10 protein-coding genes are annotated in these 16168 nt (G+C 48.2%); 1 reads left to right on the top strand and 9 read right to left on the bottom strand.

What is annotated here, in order from left to right; genetic code table 11:
- Positions 1-22 precede the first annotated feature (22 nt).
- Entirely contained in the window at positions 23-1501 is a 1479-nt protein-coding gene (gene gatB / locus ACO0LC_RS15965) for an Asp-tRNA(Asn)/Glu-tRNA(Gln) amidotransferase subunit GatB (RefSeq protein WP_423005270.1), read from the top strand.
- A 93-nt stretch (positions 1502-1594) separates the two neighbouring features.
- Here the strand turns inward: gatB and ACO0LC_RS15960 are convergent, their stop codons facing one another.
- The 9 genes from ACO0LC_RS15960 to ACO0LC_RS15920 all read right to left on the bottom strand — a co-directional run.
- Positions 1595-2962: a TolC family outer membrane protein gene (locus ACO0LC_RS15960; RefSeq protein WP_423004782.1), complete on the bottom strand. Its 1368-nt coding sequence runs from the start codon at positions 2960-2962 to the stop codon at positions 1595-1597.
- A 2-nt stretch (positions 2963-2964) separates the two neighbouring features.
- Positions 2965-4320 (bottom strand): HlyD family type I secretion periplasmic adaptor subunit, encoded by a 1356-nt coding sequence (locus ACO0LC_RS15955; protein WP_423004780.1) that lies wholly within the window; start codon positions 4318-4320, stop codon positions 2965-2967.
- Between the two features lie 2 nt (positions 4321-4322).
- Positions 4323-6182 (bottom strand): type I secretion system permease/ATPase, encoded by a 1860-nt coding sequence (locus tag ACO0LC_RS15950; protein ID WP_423004778.1) that lies wholly within the window; start codon positions 6180-6182, stop codon positions 4323-4325.
- 605 nt (positions 6183-6787) lie between these two features.
- Entirely contained in the window at positions 6788-8095 is a 1308-nt protein-coding gene (locus tag ACO0LC_RS15945; protein ID WP_423004776.1) for a glycosyltransferase family 4 protein, read from the bottom strand.
- Positions 8096-8193: 98 nt separating this feature from the next.
- Complete coding sequence (locus ACO0LC_RS15940) at positions 8194-9813, bottom strand: tetratricopeptide repeat protein (protein WP_423004774.1); 1620 nt, start codon at positions 9811-9813, stop codon at positions 8194-8196.
- A gap of 11 nt (positions 9814-9824) precedes the next feature.
- The gene (locus tag ACO0LC_RS15935) at positions 9825-10433 is read right to left on the bottom strand and encodes a class I SAM-dependent methyltransferase (protein WP_423004772.1); all 609 of its coding nucleotides are present in this window, start codon (positions 10431-10433) and stop codon (positions 9825-9827) included.
- Between the two features lie 75 nt (positions 10434-10508).
- A complete protein-coding gene (locus ACO0LC_RS15930) occupies positions 10509-11213 on the bottom strand; it encodes a SapC family protein (RefSeq protein WP_423004770.1) in 705 nt (234 codons plus the stop codon).
- Positions 11214-11610: 397 nt separating this feature from the next.
- On the bottom strand, positions 11611-13056 hold the full coding sequence (locus tag ACO0LC_RS15925) for a tetratricopeptide repeat protein (RefSeq protein WP_423004768.1): 1446 nt from the start codon (positions 13054-13056) through the stop codon (positions 11611-11613).
- 249 nt (positions 13057-13305) lie between these two features.
- Positions 13306-16168: beta strand repeat-containing protein (locus ACO0LC_RS15920; protein ID WP_423004766.1), on the bottom strand; the 2863-nt coding region annotated here is incomplete at its 5' end.

Genomic DNA, 16168 nt, shown 5'->3' with positions numbered 1-16168 from the left:
GAACGGGCGCAATAAGTTAAAGATAAGACGAGGAAATATTATGCAATGGGAAGTCGTTATCGGTTTTGAGACGCATGCGCAACTCAAGACCAACTCAAAAATTTTCAGCGGCTCTTCAATACAATTTGGTGCCGAACCGAATACCCAGGCCAGCCCGGTTGATCTGGCCTTGCCTGGTGTGTTACCTGTCATGAATAAAGGTGCAGTGGAAAAAGCCATACAGTTTGGTCTGGCCGTTGGTGCATTGGTCGCACCGGAATCTATCTTTGCCCGTAAAAATTATTTCTACCCTGACCTGCCTAAAGGCTATCAGATCAGCCAGTTTGAAATCCCGGTAGTCCAAGGCGGTTTCGTCCCTTGTGTATTTGAAAAAGATGGCAAGACTGAGTTCAGGAATATAGAACTGACGCGCGCCCACCTGGAAGAAGATGCTGGCAAATCCATGCATGGCATCACCGAAGGCATGACAGGAGTAGATCTGAACCGCGCCGGTACACCTTTGCTCGAAATCGTTACCGAGCCAGTCATGCGCAGCGCTGCCGAAGCAGTCGCTTATGCCAAATCGCTGCATTCGCTGGTGACCTGGCTGGATATCTGTGACGGCAATATGCAGGAAGGTTCTTTCCGTTGCGATGCCAACGTTTCTGTACGCCCGGTTGGTCAAAAAGAATTTGGCACGCGTTGTGAAATCAAGAACCTGAACTCTTTCCGTTTTCTGGAAGAAGCAATCAATTATGAAGTGCGTCGCCAGATTGAATTGATTGAAGATGGCGGTGTAGTCATTCAGCAAACGCGCCTGTATGACCCGGATAAGAAAGTCACGGTGAAAATGCGCGACAAGGAAGATTCGATGGACTATCGTTACTTCCCTGACCCTGATCTGCCACCATTGAAAATCAGCCGTGAATGGATAGAACAAGTACGCGCCACCATGCCTGAGCTGCCATCCGCCATGCGCCAGCGCTTTATCGAGCAATTCGGTTTGCCTGAGTACGATGCGACCATTCTGACGCAATCCAAAGGCATGGCAATATATTTTGAAGCTGTGGTAGCTGCTGCTGGTGCCGCGCAAGCCAAGCCTGCTGCGAACTGGATGATGGGCGATGTGGCAGCAACCCTGAACCGTGAAGGCCTGGATATCAGCGCTATTCCGGTGACGGCTGCACAGTTGGCGGTGTTGCTGCAGCGTATCGCTGATGGCACGATTTCCAACAAGATTGCCAAGGAAGTGTTTGCTGCCATGTGGCAGGCGCCATCTACTGATGTCAACCTGGCGGATCAGGTGATTGAAGCTAAAGGTTTGAAACAGATTTCTGATGTTGGCGCACTGGAAAAAATCATCGATGAAGTCATGGCTGCAAATCAGCAATCTGTCGATGAATATCGCGCCGGCAAAGAAAAGGCGTTCAACTCCCTGGTCGGTCAGGCAATGAAGGCAACCAAGGGCAAGGGTAACCCAGCCCAGGTCAATGAATTGCTGAAGAAAAAACTGGCGGGCTGATCTCTAGCAGAAAATAAAAACGGCACATCTTTCAAGGATGTGCCGTTTTTTTATGTCTTCGCCATCAATGGCTGATTACAATTCCAAGCCCGCTCAGGTCATGGGTGAAAAGTAAGCGCCAACTGCCTGGATATCATCGACAGTGATATTGCCAGCGGTCACACGCAGTCTCAGGAAACTGATCAGGTAATTGTATTTAGCCTGGGCCAGGTCACGCTTGGAGGCCACCAATTGCTGCTCTGCACTCAGCACATCAAGATTGATACGCACACCACCCTTGACGCTTTGCTTGGTTGCTTCAACCAGCAAGGTAGATGAATTGACCGATTTTTGCAAGGCAGCGATCTTGGTCAGGCTGGTTTGTACTGCGTTATATTGCTTGCGCAACTCTATAGAGATACGATTGCGTGTGCCATCCAGGTCAGCCCTGGCCTTGTCGCGGTTGGCGACAGACTGGTTGCTTACCGCATTAACATAGCCACCTGAATAAATCGGTATCACCAATTGCACGCCTATGCTTTTGACAGTTTGATCCTGGGTTCGGTTATTTAAACTATCGGACAGACCACGATTGTAACCAACATTGAGGTCCAGTCTTGGTGTATGCCCGGCTTTACTCTTGTCAATTTCCAATTCTGCAGTTTCAAGGGAAAACTTGGCGGCGGCGATCTCAGGATTGTTTTCTGCAGCGATAGTCATCCAGTCATCGAAACTTGACAGTGACCCTGGCATGACATTGAACTCGGGGCGCAAGCCATCGAGTTGTTGCACTTCACTACCAATGATGGCAGAAAAAGTATTTCTTGCATTCAGCAGCGTGTCTTGTGCTTCTATGACCTGGGCTTCAGCGACATCCAGTTTGGCCTGGGTTTCCAGCATGTCAGTCCTGGTGCCTTCGCCTTTTTCAAACATGCGTTCATTAATACGCTTTTGTTCCGCATAGGCATCTCTTTGTGCACGGAACAAATCCAGCTGATCCTCGGAGAATTTGACATCGGCATAAGAAGTCACCAGACGAACGATCAAATCCTTGCTGCGCGCAGAAAATATCGCATCGCTATAATTGGTCTGGGCTATACCTTGTCTGTAACGCGCCGTCGCATCCAGGCTGAACAATACCTGACGCAGTGAAAGAGAGCTGCTAATACTGGTGTAGTCGTAATCATTGGTGATTTGGACCACCGGGCTAAACTGACTTAATTGCTGGGGAGCAGTGATTTCAGCCTTGTTTTTGCTGGTGCCATAAACGTATTGCACTGTAGGCAGCAAGCCGGAACGACCAATATTCTTGTACTCTTTGCCAGCCGTATTTTCGGATACAGCGGCACGATAAGATGGATCATTCATCAACGCCGCCTCATAGGCTTGCAACAAGCCCATGGCTTGTGCCTGGCCTGCTGACATCACGAGGACGCTGCAGGCGGCGGCAATCAAATTGAGACGCTTCCATGATTTTTTCATGATTACTCCTCAGTCAAGGCAGAATGAGCGCGGTCAAGCACAGGTTTCAACAAGTAATTCATCATGGTGCGACCACCCGTGCTGACGAATAATTCAACTGGCATACCTGGGCGAACTTGCAGATTGGCGAGCAGCTTCTTGCCTTCAGGTGTGACTTCTGCACGCACTTTATAGAAAGCCTGGCCAGTTCTTTCTTCCACAGTACGGTCAGCAGATACCTGGGTAATGACACCCGGAATATGCGGCGTAGTGTTGGAGTTGAATGCAGAGAAAATCAACTCTGTCTTCAAGCCGGCATGTACCTTGTCAACCAGGTTGACTGGCAAACTGGCTTCGACTATCAGTGCATCATCCAGAGGCACCATTTCCATCAGTTTGTAACCACTAGGAACTACCGCCCCTTTGGTGAATACATTCAGGCCTACGATAGTACCTGCCACTGGTGCTTTTACCATGACATTGTTCAGATCAAAGTCCAGCGCGGTCAGACGGTTTTGCAAAGCTTCTGCTTCTTTTTGCACGTCAGACAATTGCGTACGGATTTCTTTTTGATAGTCTTGCTGACGCTGAGCTTTACGCAAGCCCATTTCCATGATCTGGCGCGAGACACGGCCCATATTGCCCAAGTCTTCAGAAATACTGCCATTCACTTGCGCATAAGTGCGTTCCAGGTCCAGCAGACGATTGCGGGCAATATAGCCTTCCTTGGCCAGATCGCGCATACCATCGAGCTGTTCCTTGAGGAATTGTTGCTGCTGCTTCTTGCTGACCATGGATTCTTCCAGGCCTTTTTGTTGCGATTTCATACCAGCAATATTTTCATCCACTGCACCCAGCTCACTTTGTATGGAAATCTGACGTGTAGTGAACAATTGCTGTTGCAGCAAAATGACGTTGGCAACGCGGGGATCACTTTTCGCTTCATCCAATTCCTTGGGGAAACTGATGGACTTTGCACCTGCACGTTCGGCCAGCAATCTTGCTTCTACCGCCTGGGCCGTGAACAATTGCACCCTGGTGATTTCTGCATTTGACTTGGCGCTGACATTGTTCATTTTCAGCAAGACTTGACCAGCCTTGACGACATCGCCATCCTTGACCAGGATTTCATCCACTGTGCCACCTGTCTGATGCTGGATAACTTTACGGCTGGAAGCTACTGCAACGTTGCCACTCATAGGCACGCCCTTGTCCAGCTTTGCCGTAAATGCCCACAGCAAGAAACCAACTACGCCCACCAGAATGATGATCCAGCCCATGCGGGAATAGCTACGCGCATCCGTGTTGACTTCCAGTATCTCTACATTATGGGTTGCCACATCTGTGACATCATTTTTCTTAACCAATGCATTTTTCATGATTACTCCTGTTCTGCAGCTGTAGCAGTTGCTTGCTCTTGCGCACTGGCATTAATTCTTGCCTGTGTATCTGCTGGCGGCTCCGTTGCCGCAGCTTGCAAACCATTTTGCTGTTGTGCTTGCTGGGCAGCTTGTTGTGCTGCTGCGGCTTGCTGAGCTTGTTGCATTTGCTGTTGATTTGCCTGATTCAAAGCAGCCAGAACCTGGTCACGCGGACCGAAGGCTTGTGCCACACCATCACGTAACAACAAGAGCTTGGTAGTAGCACCCAGAATCGTTGTGCGGTGAGTGATCAGAACGATGGTCTTGCCACGTTGACGCAGATCATTGACGGCCAGGACCAGGGCCTGCTCTCCAGCATCATCCAGGTTGGAATTTGGTTCATCCAGTACCAGCAGGGATGGATCGTCGTACATGGCACGCGCCAGACCTAAACGTTGTTTTTGACCACCAGACAAACCCGCACCACCATCACCCAGGCGGGTATCGTAACCTTGCGGGAAATGCAAGATCAATTCATGCACACCAGCACGCTTGGCAGCCAGTATCACTTTCTCAGAATCAACTTCACCAAAGCGTGCAATATTTTCTGCCACAGTACCGCCAAACAATTCTATGTCTTGCGGCAGGTAGCCAATGTTAGGGCCGAGCTGGTCTTTATTCCATTGGTAGATATCGGCACCATCCAGGCGCACCTTACCTACAGCGGCTGGCCAGACACCCACCAGCAAACGCGCCAACGTGGATTTACCTGAACCTGAAGGCCCAATCACGCCGAGTACATCACCAGGTTGCAATGCCATCGTCAAACCTTTGACAACCACAACTGTAGAACCAGGGGGCGCAGCTGTCACACCTTCAACAGACAAGGCACCCAGAGGCTTGGGCAAATTCATGCCAGCCTGACGTGGTGGGTTGGCACCCAGCAATTCATTCAAACGGCCATAAGCACCTTTGACTGTGCTCCATTGTTTCCATACACCGATCAGTTGGTCGATAGGGCCAGTTGCTTTACCCAGCAAAATCGAACCAGCAATCATCATACCTGGTGACATCTTGCCTTCGATAACCAGCAAGGCACCAAAACCCAATACCAGAGACTGTACCGCGACGCGGACAAATTTACTCAAGGCGGTGATAATGCCTGACTTTTCGCTCGCTTCTGCCTGCAATTGCAGGAAACGGCCATGCAACTTGAACCAGCGCGACATCAGGTTAGGCAACATGCCCATGGCTTCAATAACTTCGGCATTGCGCAGATTATTGGTTGCCAGATTGCTGGAAATGATGGCCATGGTATTGGCTTCGGTCAGCGGCTTCTTGGAGACGACTTCATTGGCATAGGCCAATATCACCATGATGATCACTGCTGCCAGAGCAAACAAGCCCAGGTAGGCATCAAACATGAAGATCACTGCCAGGTAGAAAGGAAACCAGGGTGCATCAAAGAAGGCAAACAAACCAGCGCCGGTCAGGAACTGGCGAATTTGTGTCAAATCCTGCAAAGCCTGGCCTGCATTGCCGCCACCACGCTTCAGGTTTTGCTCAAATGCAGCGGTATAGATACGTTTGTTCATTTGCATATCGAGCTTGGCGCCAAGACGTATCAGCACAAAACTGCGAATATATTCGAGTGCACTCATCAAGGCATAAGCACCCAGCATCAGCAATGTCAACATCAACAAGGTGATTTCGTTGCGACTTTGCAAAACACGATCGTAAACCTGTAACATATACAGGGAAGGTGCTAACATCAAAAGATTGATGATAGCGCTGAAAATGCCAACGGTCCTGAAAGCACTTTTAAAAGTCATCAAGACTTGTGCGATTTCCGTTTGTGGAAGTTTTAATTTCGAGATCATTTGTATTCTTTGCACATTGAAGTACTAAAAACAACGCAATTTAAAAGGTAACCGCCGGGTGAATACGCTCTGGAGTAGCAATACTCATCTGCATATTCTGCATTTGTAAGGCAAGGCGGCATTATCCTCGTTCACAACTCAATTAAATGTGACGTACATCACATTTTTCGAAAGCGTAACATAAGTTTTACGCTTTTAAAACGTGTTTCGTGTATCAAAGTCCGTTAATTTCATATACTCCTACCTGTATATAAAAATTTGAGCTTTTTTTGCGGGGACACTCTTGCTATTTCTCACATACTCCCTCATTTAATCATTTCATAAGAATTTTTGTGCAAATGGAATTTATTCATTTGGCAAAATTGTTTCTTGTGACACTGGTTTCCCTGGCTGAACAGATAAATACTGGTATGCGAGCTACTGCCTGAAGTATGGGAATTTTCCAATTCTTGCTATGGAGATAGGCATCCTGAAGTCAGCCATGATTTGCTACCGCAGGGAGTTTGTGGGCACAGATAGGTGAGAATGTGTACGAACGAAAAAAAACGCCCCGCAATATCCGTTGCGGGGCGCCGAGTTCTTTAATGGTCTTGCTGGCTACAGCTTCATTTTAACTCAATTACGATCGTGTTTACAAGCGGCTGTGCAGATATCTCATTTTGAATGTTAACTTTTGTGTCTTCAGCTAAGGTATTCACCCATTCCAGTTGAGCGGGCAAGCAAACTTTTTGCAAATCATAGAATTCACAGGCAAAACGGCGGGCATTCTCCCCTAGGCGCTGGCGCTCTTCCGGCTGCTCCAGCAAATCACAAACCTCTTGCGCCAGCCCCGCCACATCAAAGAAATCTACCAACCTGCCGGTCTCATTATGGCGTATGGCTTCCCGCAAAGGCTGGGTATCCGACGCCACAATGGCACATCCAACGCTCATTGCTTCCAGCAAACTCCAGGACAGTACGAAGGGATAGGTCAGGTACACATGGACGCGTGACAACTGCAACAGAGGAATAAAATGCTGATAAGGAATATTGCCGAGGAAGTGGATACGCTTGCGCGCCTCTTCCGGCAACAGTGGACTGACCTCTTTAAGGAATATCTCTTTCCATGATTGGCCGCTGGCTGACTTGGCGCCATAACTGACATCATCCCCCCCCACCAGCAACACCTGGGCATTAGGGCGCTGAGCCAAGATTTGTGGCAAGGCACGCATGAATATGTGGTAACCACGATATGGTTCAAGGTTACGATTGACGAAGGTGATGACTTCATCATCACGCGTCAAGGTCAAACCGCCACCCAGGGTCAATGCAACGGCAGGGTTGGGGGCAACCAGGTCGGTATTGATGCCGTCATGGATGACGCTGATGTGCTCACGGAAGGCCGACGGAAATGTACTGGCTTGCCAGTGTGTAGGTGAAATGGCGGCATCTGCTATTTCCATATGCAAGAGATTATTGATATTCTTGAGTTGTATCTTGCATGCTTGCTCTATGCTGTCGGAAGAAAACTCAGGGTCAAAGCCTACGTCTGCCCCATGCGCATGATAAAAGAATTCTGCATAGATGCCCAACCTGGCCTTGGGCCACACTTTTTTCAAGAACAGGCTTTCACCCCAACCCGGATGAGCAATAATGACGTCCGGCACAAAACCTTGCTCACGCAATTGCAGGGCAGCCCGCATGGCGGCTTCGCCACGGATAACTTTGGGCTCGCTGTCTGCCAGCCAGGGGTGGGTTTCGGCCGCTGTGCCACGCGCAACCTGATAGGAATGAACCTTGACCCCATTCCATAACAATGGAATGCCTTTTTGCATGGTCAAAGCCACAACTTCATTGCCAGCATCTGCCGCCAGGGCCGGAGCCAGGTGCACAAACTGGCCAGGGAAATTTTGGTGAACGAACAGGATTTTCATAGAGCAAATTGGATAGGAATACGAGCCAAAGGAATTGCCACAGTATAAACGCTATTACCTCTGGAAGTCGCAGCAAATAGCACGGCTTTCAGCAAGTTTCATGCAACGCTTAAATGATGGGTAAACGCCTGCAGAATGCCGTCTGGCCGCAAGTGATGAGCATCAATATGCCATTGTTGATTTGCCTTGCCATTTCCACCATCAGTCATGGCAAACAAATCGAGAAAATCCATGCCCATTTGCAATGTCAGCTGCTTCAAAGTCAGGTTGAATAAGGTCAGGAACTGACCAAAATCATGCAAGTCTTGCTGACTTAATCCATTTTCATCAATGTGGTAAGCAGGCACACCACTAATGATAAGTTTTAATTTACGTGGCTGCGCATGAAGCAGCAGCGCGTGCAAAAAAGCCGAGATCGTCTTTTGCACCCGCTGCGGCAAGCCTGGCTCCATATTTTTTTTGTTGGCCTTGTAGATGCCGCCGTCAATACGACAATCAATTTCACCTACCATGATCAAGACGCTGGATGCTTCCGGTACAGCAAGCAAATAAGCCTTCATTAATTCTTGGTAATGATTAGCTCCGGCATGGCCAATACGCCATTGGGTGCAAGCCTCTATCCATAAACCTTTGCATTGCAAGCTTTGCCCGCGATAACTGAGCACCAGATTATGGGCAGACAGCATATGGCTTTCACCAATGACATGTAGCACACCATTTGCCTGAGGGATTTGGGTTTGTTGCCTGAACAGCTGCCACCATAAATATATCTTCAACATGAAGGCACAGTAAATCAACGAACCTCTATCCTTGACCTGGACATTGTCCAACATGGCTTTTGCCGCCTGCAGCAAAGATTCTACATTTACTGCATTGCCATATACATGGTGCAGTATCGCCAATTGCAGGGCGGCATTTTGACGAACAAAACCGGTGGCACTCAATTCCAGTACTTTTGAATAATGCTGGACAGCTTCATTCAAGTGCCCGGTAATTTTATAGGCATTCGCCAAACAAGCATGCAACTCAGCATTGCCTGGTGCGATACTCAAACCCTGCTGATAACTGTGCATGGCTTCGGGCAAACGCTCTAGTTTCAGCAAGGCATTGCCACGATTATTCCAGCTCTGAAAATGACTCGCGTTACCCTGCAGTACTTGCTCATAATCATGCAAAGCTCGCGCGTAATCACGCATGTCCATGTATAGATTGCCGCGGTTAAAATAGGCATCTGGAAAATCAGTTTGTTTACTCAATGCCTGGTTATAACAAAGCATGGCCTCTGCTTCATGGCCCAAGGCACTGAGTGCATTGGCTTTGTTGTTGAGAACTTCGGCGAAATCTGGCGTAAATGATAAAAACCGGTCATAGCTGGCAATGGCATCTGCAGGACGTTGCAGGTCTAGCAAAACATTGCCTAACGACGCGTGTATGGTGACATGGTCAGGCTTGATGGAGGCAGCCGAATTCAATAAATCGAAAGCTTGCTGAAACTCCCCACGATTGCGACAGATCATCCCCAAAAATTGCAAGGCATCAAAATGCCTGGCATCGTTTGCCAATATCTGGCGATAAAGAGCCTCAGCCCCTGCCAGTTGTCCGCTTTGGTGTAATACCAATGCCTGCTGCAACAATTGTGCAGTTTGGAGACGGGTATTGGCGCTGTCAGGCGCTGACTTTGCCTGCACTTGCCTGGCTGGTGATTTCTTTTTTTGCATCCGGCAAACAATTATTTTGCTGCAATTTGGGCTAATAACAGTTCTTGAACTTCAGCAATGGGTCTGACATTTTTGCTACCGACTGCCCACAGGTCAAAGGCAGATGGTCGCGATGCCGCGACGACAGCTTTAAACCCAAATTCCGCCAAGAGGTTCATCAATACTTTTTGCGTGAAACCGCAGCGATGTGCCATAAAAAGATTACCACGCTCCATCGCGGCACGATGTCCGTACAGTATATCGAGGGGGGAAATCGGACCAGCCGGAGAGATATAGGCTGGCTCCAGCAATTTGTCTTCAGCAACCAATTTACAGACAGAAACCAGATCGGGACAAGTAACGACGAAAATCCCGTCATCCTTGAGCACACGCAAAATTTCTTTGATTGCTACAGGTACTTCATGGGGATACAGGTGTTCAATATTATGTGATGAAAACACCGCATCAATGGAACCAGTTTCTACTGCACTCATGTCGGTCAGGGTTCCTTGTATGTCTGGATTGACTGTGGGGTCAATATCAAAGCGTATTTCCTCCCAGTCATTTGACTGGAAATAGGGTGTCGTTCCTGACTTGTTTTGTGGGCCACAGCCTACGTGCAGTAATTTCAAAGTAATCACCTTGTATATGGTCTAAAAAAATGGGGCAAATCTGCCCCATTTTCTACTCTCAATCTGGTTCTCGTCAATCGCAGATTACTGAACCTGGGCTGGACGTGAGGATGCCAATGCAACCTTAGGCAAATGACGGAAAGATGCCCAATGCAATTCCAGCAAAGACATCAAGCCATTACGCACCCAGCGTGCCAGCGTAGCATCATCAAGTGCCATGACTTTTTCACGGTCAACAATACGGAAACCACCGATCAGGTGCACTTCGTTGCCTTCACGGAAGTTGAGGTCTTTTGCTACCAATACACCGGTAGTTTCCAGCTCATTCAAGACAACACGGCCTTCGCGCAAGTTCTTTTCATAGCTGTTCAGTAACTCCAGGACTTGAGCAAAGTGTGGATTGAATTCTGCCTTGTCTGTAAATACCAGTTCACCTTCTTTGTTGTTGAACTGAGGAGCATCCATATCAGCCGCCAACAGGTATTCGTCAGTATCACCAATACGGCCCAGGATAAATGGATAGCGACGTACATGGACCGGCACATAGGCTTCAGTCCATTGGTTTTTTTCATTCAGGAATACATTGCGCTCTCTCAAGCCCAGTACCGCAATCGCATTCAATACACCGGATTGTGAGAACAGAACAGGATAGTATTCTGCTGCTTCAGGGATTTCTGTGGGTGCCAAAGGGGCAGTGGTCAAGCCACGAGCAAAGGCAAAGTCTGCTGCTGGTTGAAAGCGCAAAGCGCCATGCAGGTTCTTGTCCAGGGTTTGAGCATTTTGAAACATAGTAAAACTCCAATAACTAGAAAAAGCCCATTTCCATTGATGGCATGGGTTAAGCGCCAGGCGTAGATGGCATTAAATCGCAAATCATATTTTGATCACAACACGATTACTCAAACTGAAATGTAGGCGTTTTGGTCAAAATCAAGTGCAGTATTGTATCAGCAGGATACGCAGATGGCGCTTTTTTCGGCACTACGCTTCTACCGAAGGCAAATCATGCTACAGCCACATTGCCCTGTCTGGTGCACTACTTGATGAAACTTAAGCCAAAGCTAGCAGGCACCATTAAAATAAACAAATATCAATTTCCTTATCCGTTTACCTGGCCTGCAATATCGCGAATGAATACTGACATGCTTCAAAGCCCAAGCTTGGATCATGCATTATTATGCATAACTCATGTCAGCTTGCGCCAGATCAGCAAGTAACCCGGTATCGCCTGCAAGTTTTCCATCCTGATGGTTTGTGGCAGACACTGCAATATCGTAAAGCCATGCTGAGCAGCCAAGCCTTGCAGATAAGGCAATTGATGTGCGTAGCGGCCACTATTACGTAGCTGATAGCCTGGATGCTCCTCACTAGGCACCAGGTCTGCATCTCCTGCTTCAACTGAAAAAGCAAATAAACCATCAATCACCAGCAAGCGGCTTATTTCCGCAACGATGGCATCTAGCTGTCCCAGATAAACAAATACATCAGCCGCTGTCACCAGCTCATAACTGGCAAGCAGTTCTTGCCTGGTCATGCTCAGCAAATCAGCCTGTATCAATCTGTGATACAACTTTCTCTCTTGCGCCTTCAGCAGCATTTTTTCTGACAAGTCAACGCCAACAATGTGCTCTGCCACGCCAGCAAGTTCTTGTGCCACCAGACCTGTACCGCAGCCCAGGTCAAGAATGCGCCAGTTTGCCTTGCCAGCCACTTTCATTTGCCTTAACTGCTGGCCGATGACAGTCGGGATCTTATATTCGAGCACTTCTTGCAAATGCTGGTCAAAACGCTCTGCATAGTCGTCAAAAACCTTGCTGACATAGTTGACTGGCGCTTGTGTACTAGTCATACCACTAAGTACATTAATAAAATGGGCCGCATTACCTTGCTGCGGGTCTAGTGCAAGTGCTCGCTGATAGCTGGTCAGCGCCCGTGCATTCTGACCAGCATCTTTATAAATATTACCCAGGGTATTATTAATTTCAGCCATATCTGGCTGCAAGGCAGCAGCACGTTCTGCGCACTGTATGGCACTCTGCAAGTCCTTGTGCTTTTGATGGATCAGGGCGAGATTATTCCAGGGTTCTGCCAGGGCTGAGTTCAAACTGAGGGCATGTCGGTAGGCCAGGATAGCCTTATCCATATCGCCGGTATCTTTATACACATTGCCAATATTGCTATGCGCCTCGGCGTAATCAGGTTTGAGTTTGCAGGCTTGCTGGAAGCAATGCAATGCCTGCTCAGCCTGGCCATTTTCACGCAAGGCTGCGCCCAGATTGTTCAAGGCAAAGAAATTGCCAGGGTTCGCTTGCAAGGACAATTGTATGAATTGTATCGCCTGACTGTAATCTCGGATTTGGTGAGCGGTCACGCCATAGAGATGTAATGCATCTGGATGAGCTGGATTGAGCTGGAGGATACCTTGATAGGCTTTCCTGGCTTCCTCTATCTGGCCATTACGATGCAAGAGCATGGCTTGCTCCAGCAAATGAGCGATCTGTCCTGGTATTTGTTGCTTTTGTTTTTCTGCTTCAGTGCGTTTCAGCTCCTCTGCAAGCATGCAACATTGCTTGTATTTTTTTCCACTGCCGCAAGTACAGGGATCATTCCGATTAGGTTTCTTGATAGTCATGACAAGGCAGCAGTATGGAGTTCTGTGTTCCGAATAATTATTGAGTAAGACAGGATTTTGTGGTCAGCCCATAACAGCCTGATGCAAGCTTGTTCTATACGTAAATAATTGCCAGGAACATATACTAACAAATTATAAAAAAACCCACCGCTTTGCAGAGGTGGGTTTTTATTTTTCAACAACAGGGAGGATGTTCTCTCCCTGTTGCATGGGTAGCAAGCTACCCATTTTTTTGCATAACTTACTGAATTAAGCGCTAAAGTCGCCGGCGATGATAGTACCTGCACCAACGAGTTTAACGATAAAGTCATCATTGCCAACAGTTGTTGCTGAGCCTGCACCGATGTTTTGGAAGGCATAAGTACCAGCTGCTGTACCTGCGGCTACAGTGATGATGTAAGCCTGGGTATTAGTTGCCAGAGTTGCACCAGCAGCTTGCGCTGCCGTTGCAATTGCTGCTGCCAGAGTGGATACGTCAGCATTAGCGATGTTCAGCGCGCTCAATGTTGTTGCTGTTGTGCCTGTCTTGAACACGTCAGTACCAGCAACCTTGAAGTTAGCAACGGTATCGATGTTGTTGCCGAACAAGGAACCAGCAGCGAAGACAGTGTCGTTACCAGAAGACAATGTGATTGTATCTGTACCAGCACCGCCAGTTACTGTAACGCCACCAGTTGCTGTCAGTGTTTGACCACCAGAACCCAGAAGGAAAGTACCACCAGTTGTGTTCACTGTAGCCGCACCGCTAAACATAGTTACAGTGTTTGCACCACCAGTAGCACCATTGAAGTTCACAACTTCAACACCAGTCAATGTCGCACCCGCTGCACCTGCTGCTGCCAGGCTAAACGCTGCACCAACTGCGTCAGTTACAGTGACTGTATCAGTACCCAAACCACCATTGATTACTTTGTAAGCCAAGTTAGCAAAGGTAGTAGTGAAGGAATCGTTACCTGTACCACCAGTGAAGGTTTGGTTAGCATTAGACAAAGCCAGAGTTACAGTGTTTGTACCGTTGGCCAGATTGTAAGATTCCACACCAACTGTACCAGTCAATGTTGTGCCTGTAATCGCGCCAGCAGTAGTCAGAGTAACTACGTCACCTGCGGCAGCTGCAGTAACAGTTGTGAAAGCATTGTATTGCGCTGCTGTCAAAGTTGTTGTTGCACCACCACCCAATTGCAGGATGTCAAAATTGGCAATATTTGCACCAGAGATATTGGCGCCTGTTGCAACCAATGTATCAGCTGTACCGGTACCAGCACTGAATGTACCAGTGTAAGTTTTGGCTTCCAGTGTCAATTGTTGAGCACCTGTAGGAGTAGCACTATTGCCCAGATTGACGTTACCAGCCAGGAATGTGTTGCCTGTGTTAGTCAAATCAACAGAGTCATTACCTGTGCCGCCATTTACTGTAGTGATACCAGTAGTAGCATTAGCAAAAGTGATGACGTTAGTTGCGTTAGCCAGTGCCAGTGTTTTGATATTGGTGATAGTACCACCTGCTGCACCGTTGCCGATAGCAACAGAAGCTGCATCGCCCAATGTGATTGTATCAACGTCACCGTTGTTACCAGTCACTGTTGTACCGCTCAAAGTAGCAGTCAAGCCTGTGAAGTTGTCGTTCACACCTGCTGCGCTAGTGAATGTACCGCCAGCAACCAATGCTGTTGGGTTCAAAGCTGAACCACCACCGTTGACTGGATTAGTACCTACTACGCCTGTTGTAACAGTACCAGCGCCAGTCACTGCATTGGTTACAGTGCTGTTATTCACACCAGCAGCTGCAGTGAAGGAAGATGTTGTATCCACAACCAGAGTGCCGCTAGCGATATTGATGTAAGACAGATCAATATTGTTTGCACCATTGATATCATCAACGATAGTCAGTTGATGTGGAACATTGCCCACGAATGTCAATGCAGGGCCAGACAGATTCAGTGCTACGCGAGCAGCGATCAGAGCGGCATATTGAGAAGCAGTGATCACAACAGCAGAGTTTAATGTGATGTTTTCAATATTTTGCAAAGTCGCGCCAGCCAGGTTGATCGCACCGTAAGTTACCAGTGTATCAACACCCGCACCCAGGTTGATCGTGTCCGTGACGACGCGAGCAGTTGCTGTAGTTGTGGATTGTGCATTCAGGTTCACACCGTTTTCAACTGTGTTGTAAGTACCGGCAACATAGTTACCCAACAACACAACGCGATCAGTACCCGCACCAGTTTGAACGAAGTTTGCACCACGCCCCAATGTAACATCCAGTGAAGATTGCGCTGTCAATGAGCTTGCGTCGATAGATACACCTACTGTTGCACCTGCAACATTAGTATTGTCGATAGCGCGGATGACTTCACGTTTCAAATACTGAGTAGGACCTGCAGTGGCATTACCAGCTTGGAAGCTATCAACCAAAGCATTAACAACTGTGTCGTTCAACTGAACTTGAGACACTTGTGTTACAGATGTGGTGTTGGTCAGCTCGATGATACCGATGTTGTTGATACCATTGAAGTCACCAATAGACGCATTTGTCGCGTTACGCAGTTCGATTACATCGTTGTTGCGGCCACTGTTATTAGTTGTATTGTTGTCAACTGCACCACCGTTGATGGCGTGGGTACCATTGAAGTTCGCATCAGAGAAAATGATACGGTCATCAGTACGAGAAACACCTTCTTCGCCATTGTAGCTGAAGCGGCTAGTCGCGCTCAGTGTACTTGCGTCGATGACTGCTGCGCTTTCAACTGCTGTACCAGCTGTGTCTGCTTTGTCTGCACCATCATTGTTTGTGTCATTGTCATTGACAATCGCCAGTACGCCGCCGTTGTTGTTGGCTGCAATCAGGGCATCTGTCAATGTCAGACGGTAGTTACCAGCACCCACTACACCGGCGTTGTTGGAAGTACCAACCAAGCGGATAGTTTCGAAACCGGATACGTTAGTCCATTCAGACGCGCCCAGTGCGATAGTGTCGCCCAGGCTTGCACCTGTCAGGTCGCCGTCGATGACGAGTGTGTCGTTACCAGCACCACCTACGACTGTGTCGGAGATAGTCAGACCAGCGCGTGTATCTTTGATGTTATCGAAGATCACTGTGTCGTTACCAGCA

Source organism: Undibacterium sp. JH2W, from assembly GCF_049340425.1.
Lineage (GTDB): Bacteria > Pseudomonadota > Gammaproteobacteria > Burkholderiales > Burkholderiaceae_D > Undibacterium.
The sequence above is the reverse complement of the archived record's forward strand: the minus strand, read 5'-3'. Positions and strand labels throughout refer to the sequence as shown.

Excerpts from the sequence above, each read along its gene's own strand:
- ACO0LC_RS15960 (WP_423004782.1), bottom strand. The coding sequence starts at position 2,962 with ATGAAAAAATCATGGAAGCGTCTCAATTTGATTGCCGCCGCCTGCAGC.
- ACO0LC_RS15955 (WP_423004780.1), bottom strand. The coding sequence starts at position 4,320 with ATGAAAAATGCATTGGTTAAGAAAAATGATGTCACAGATGTGGCAACC.
- ACO0LC_RS15950 (WP_423004778.1), bottom strand. The coding sequence starts at position 6,182 with ATGATCTCGAAATTAAAACTTCCACAAACGGAAATCGCACAAGTCTTG.
- ACO0LC_RS15945 (WP_423004776.1), bottom strand. The coding sequence starts at position 8,095 with ATGAAAATCCTGTTCGTTCACCAAAATTTCCCTGGCCAGTTTGTGCAC.
- ACO0LC_RS15940 (WP_423004774.1), bottom strand. The coding sequence starts at position 9,813 with ATGCAAAAAAAGAAATCACCAGCCAGGCAAGTGCAGGCAAAGTCAGCG.
- ACO0LC_RS15930 (WP_423004770.1), bottom strand. The coding sequence starts at position 11,213 with ATGTTTCAAAATGCTCAAACCCTGGACAAGAACCTGCATGGCGCTTTG.
- ACO0LC_RS15925 (WP_423004768.1), bottom strand. The coding sequence starts at position 13,056 with ATGACTATCAAGAAACCTAATCGGAATGATCCCTGTACTTGCGGCAGT.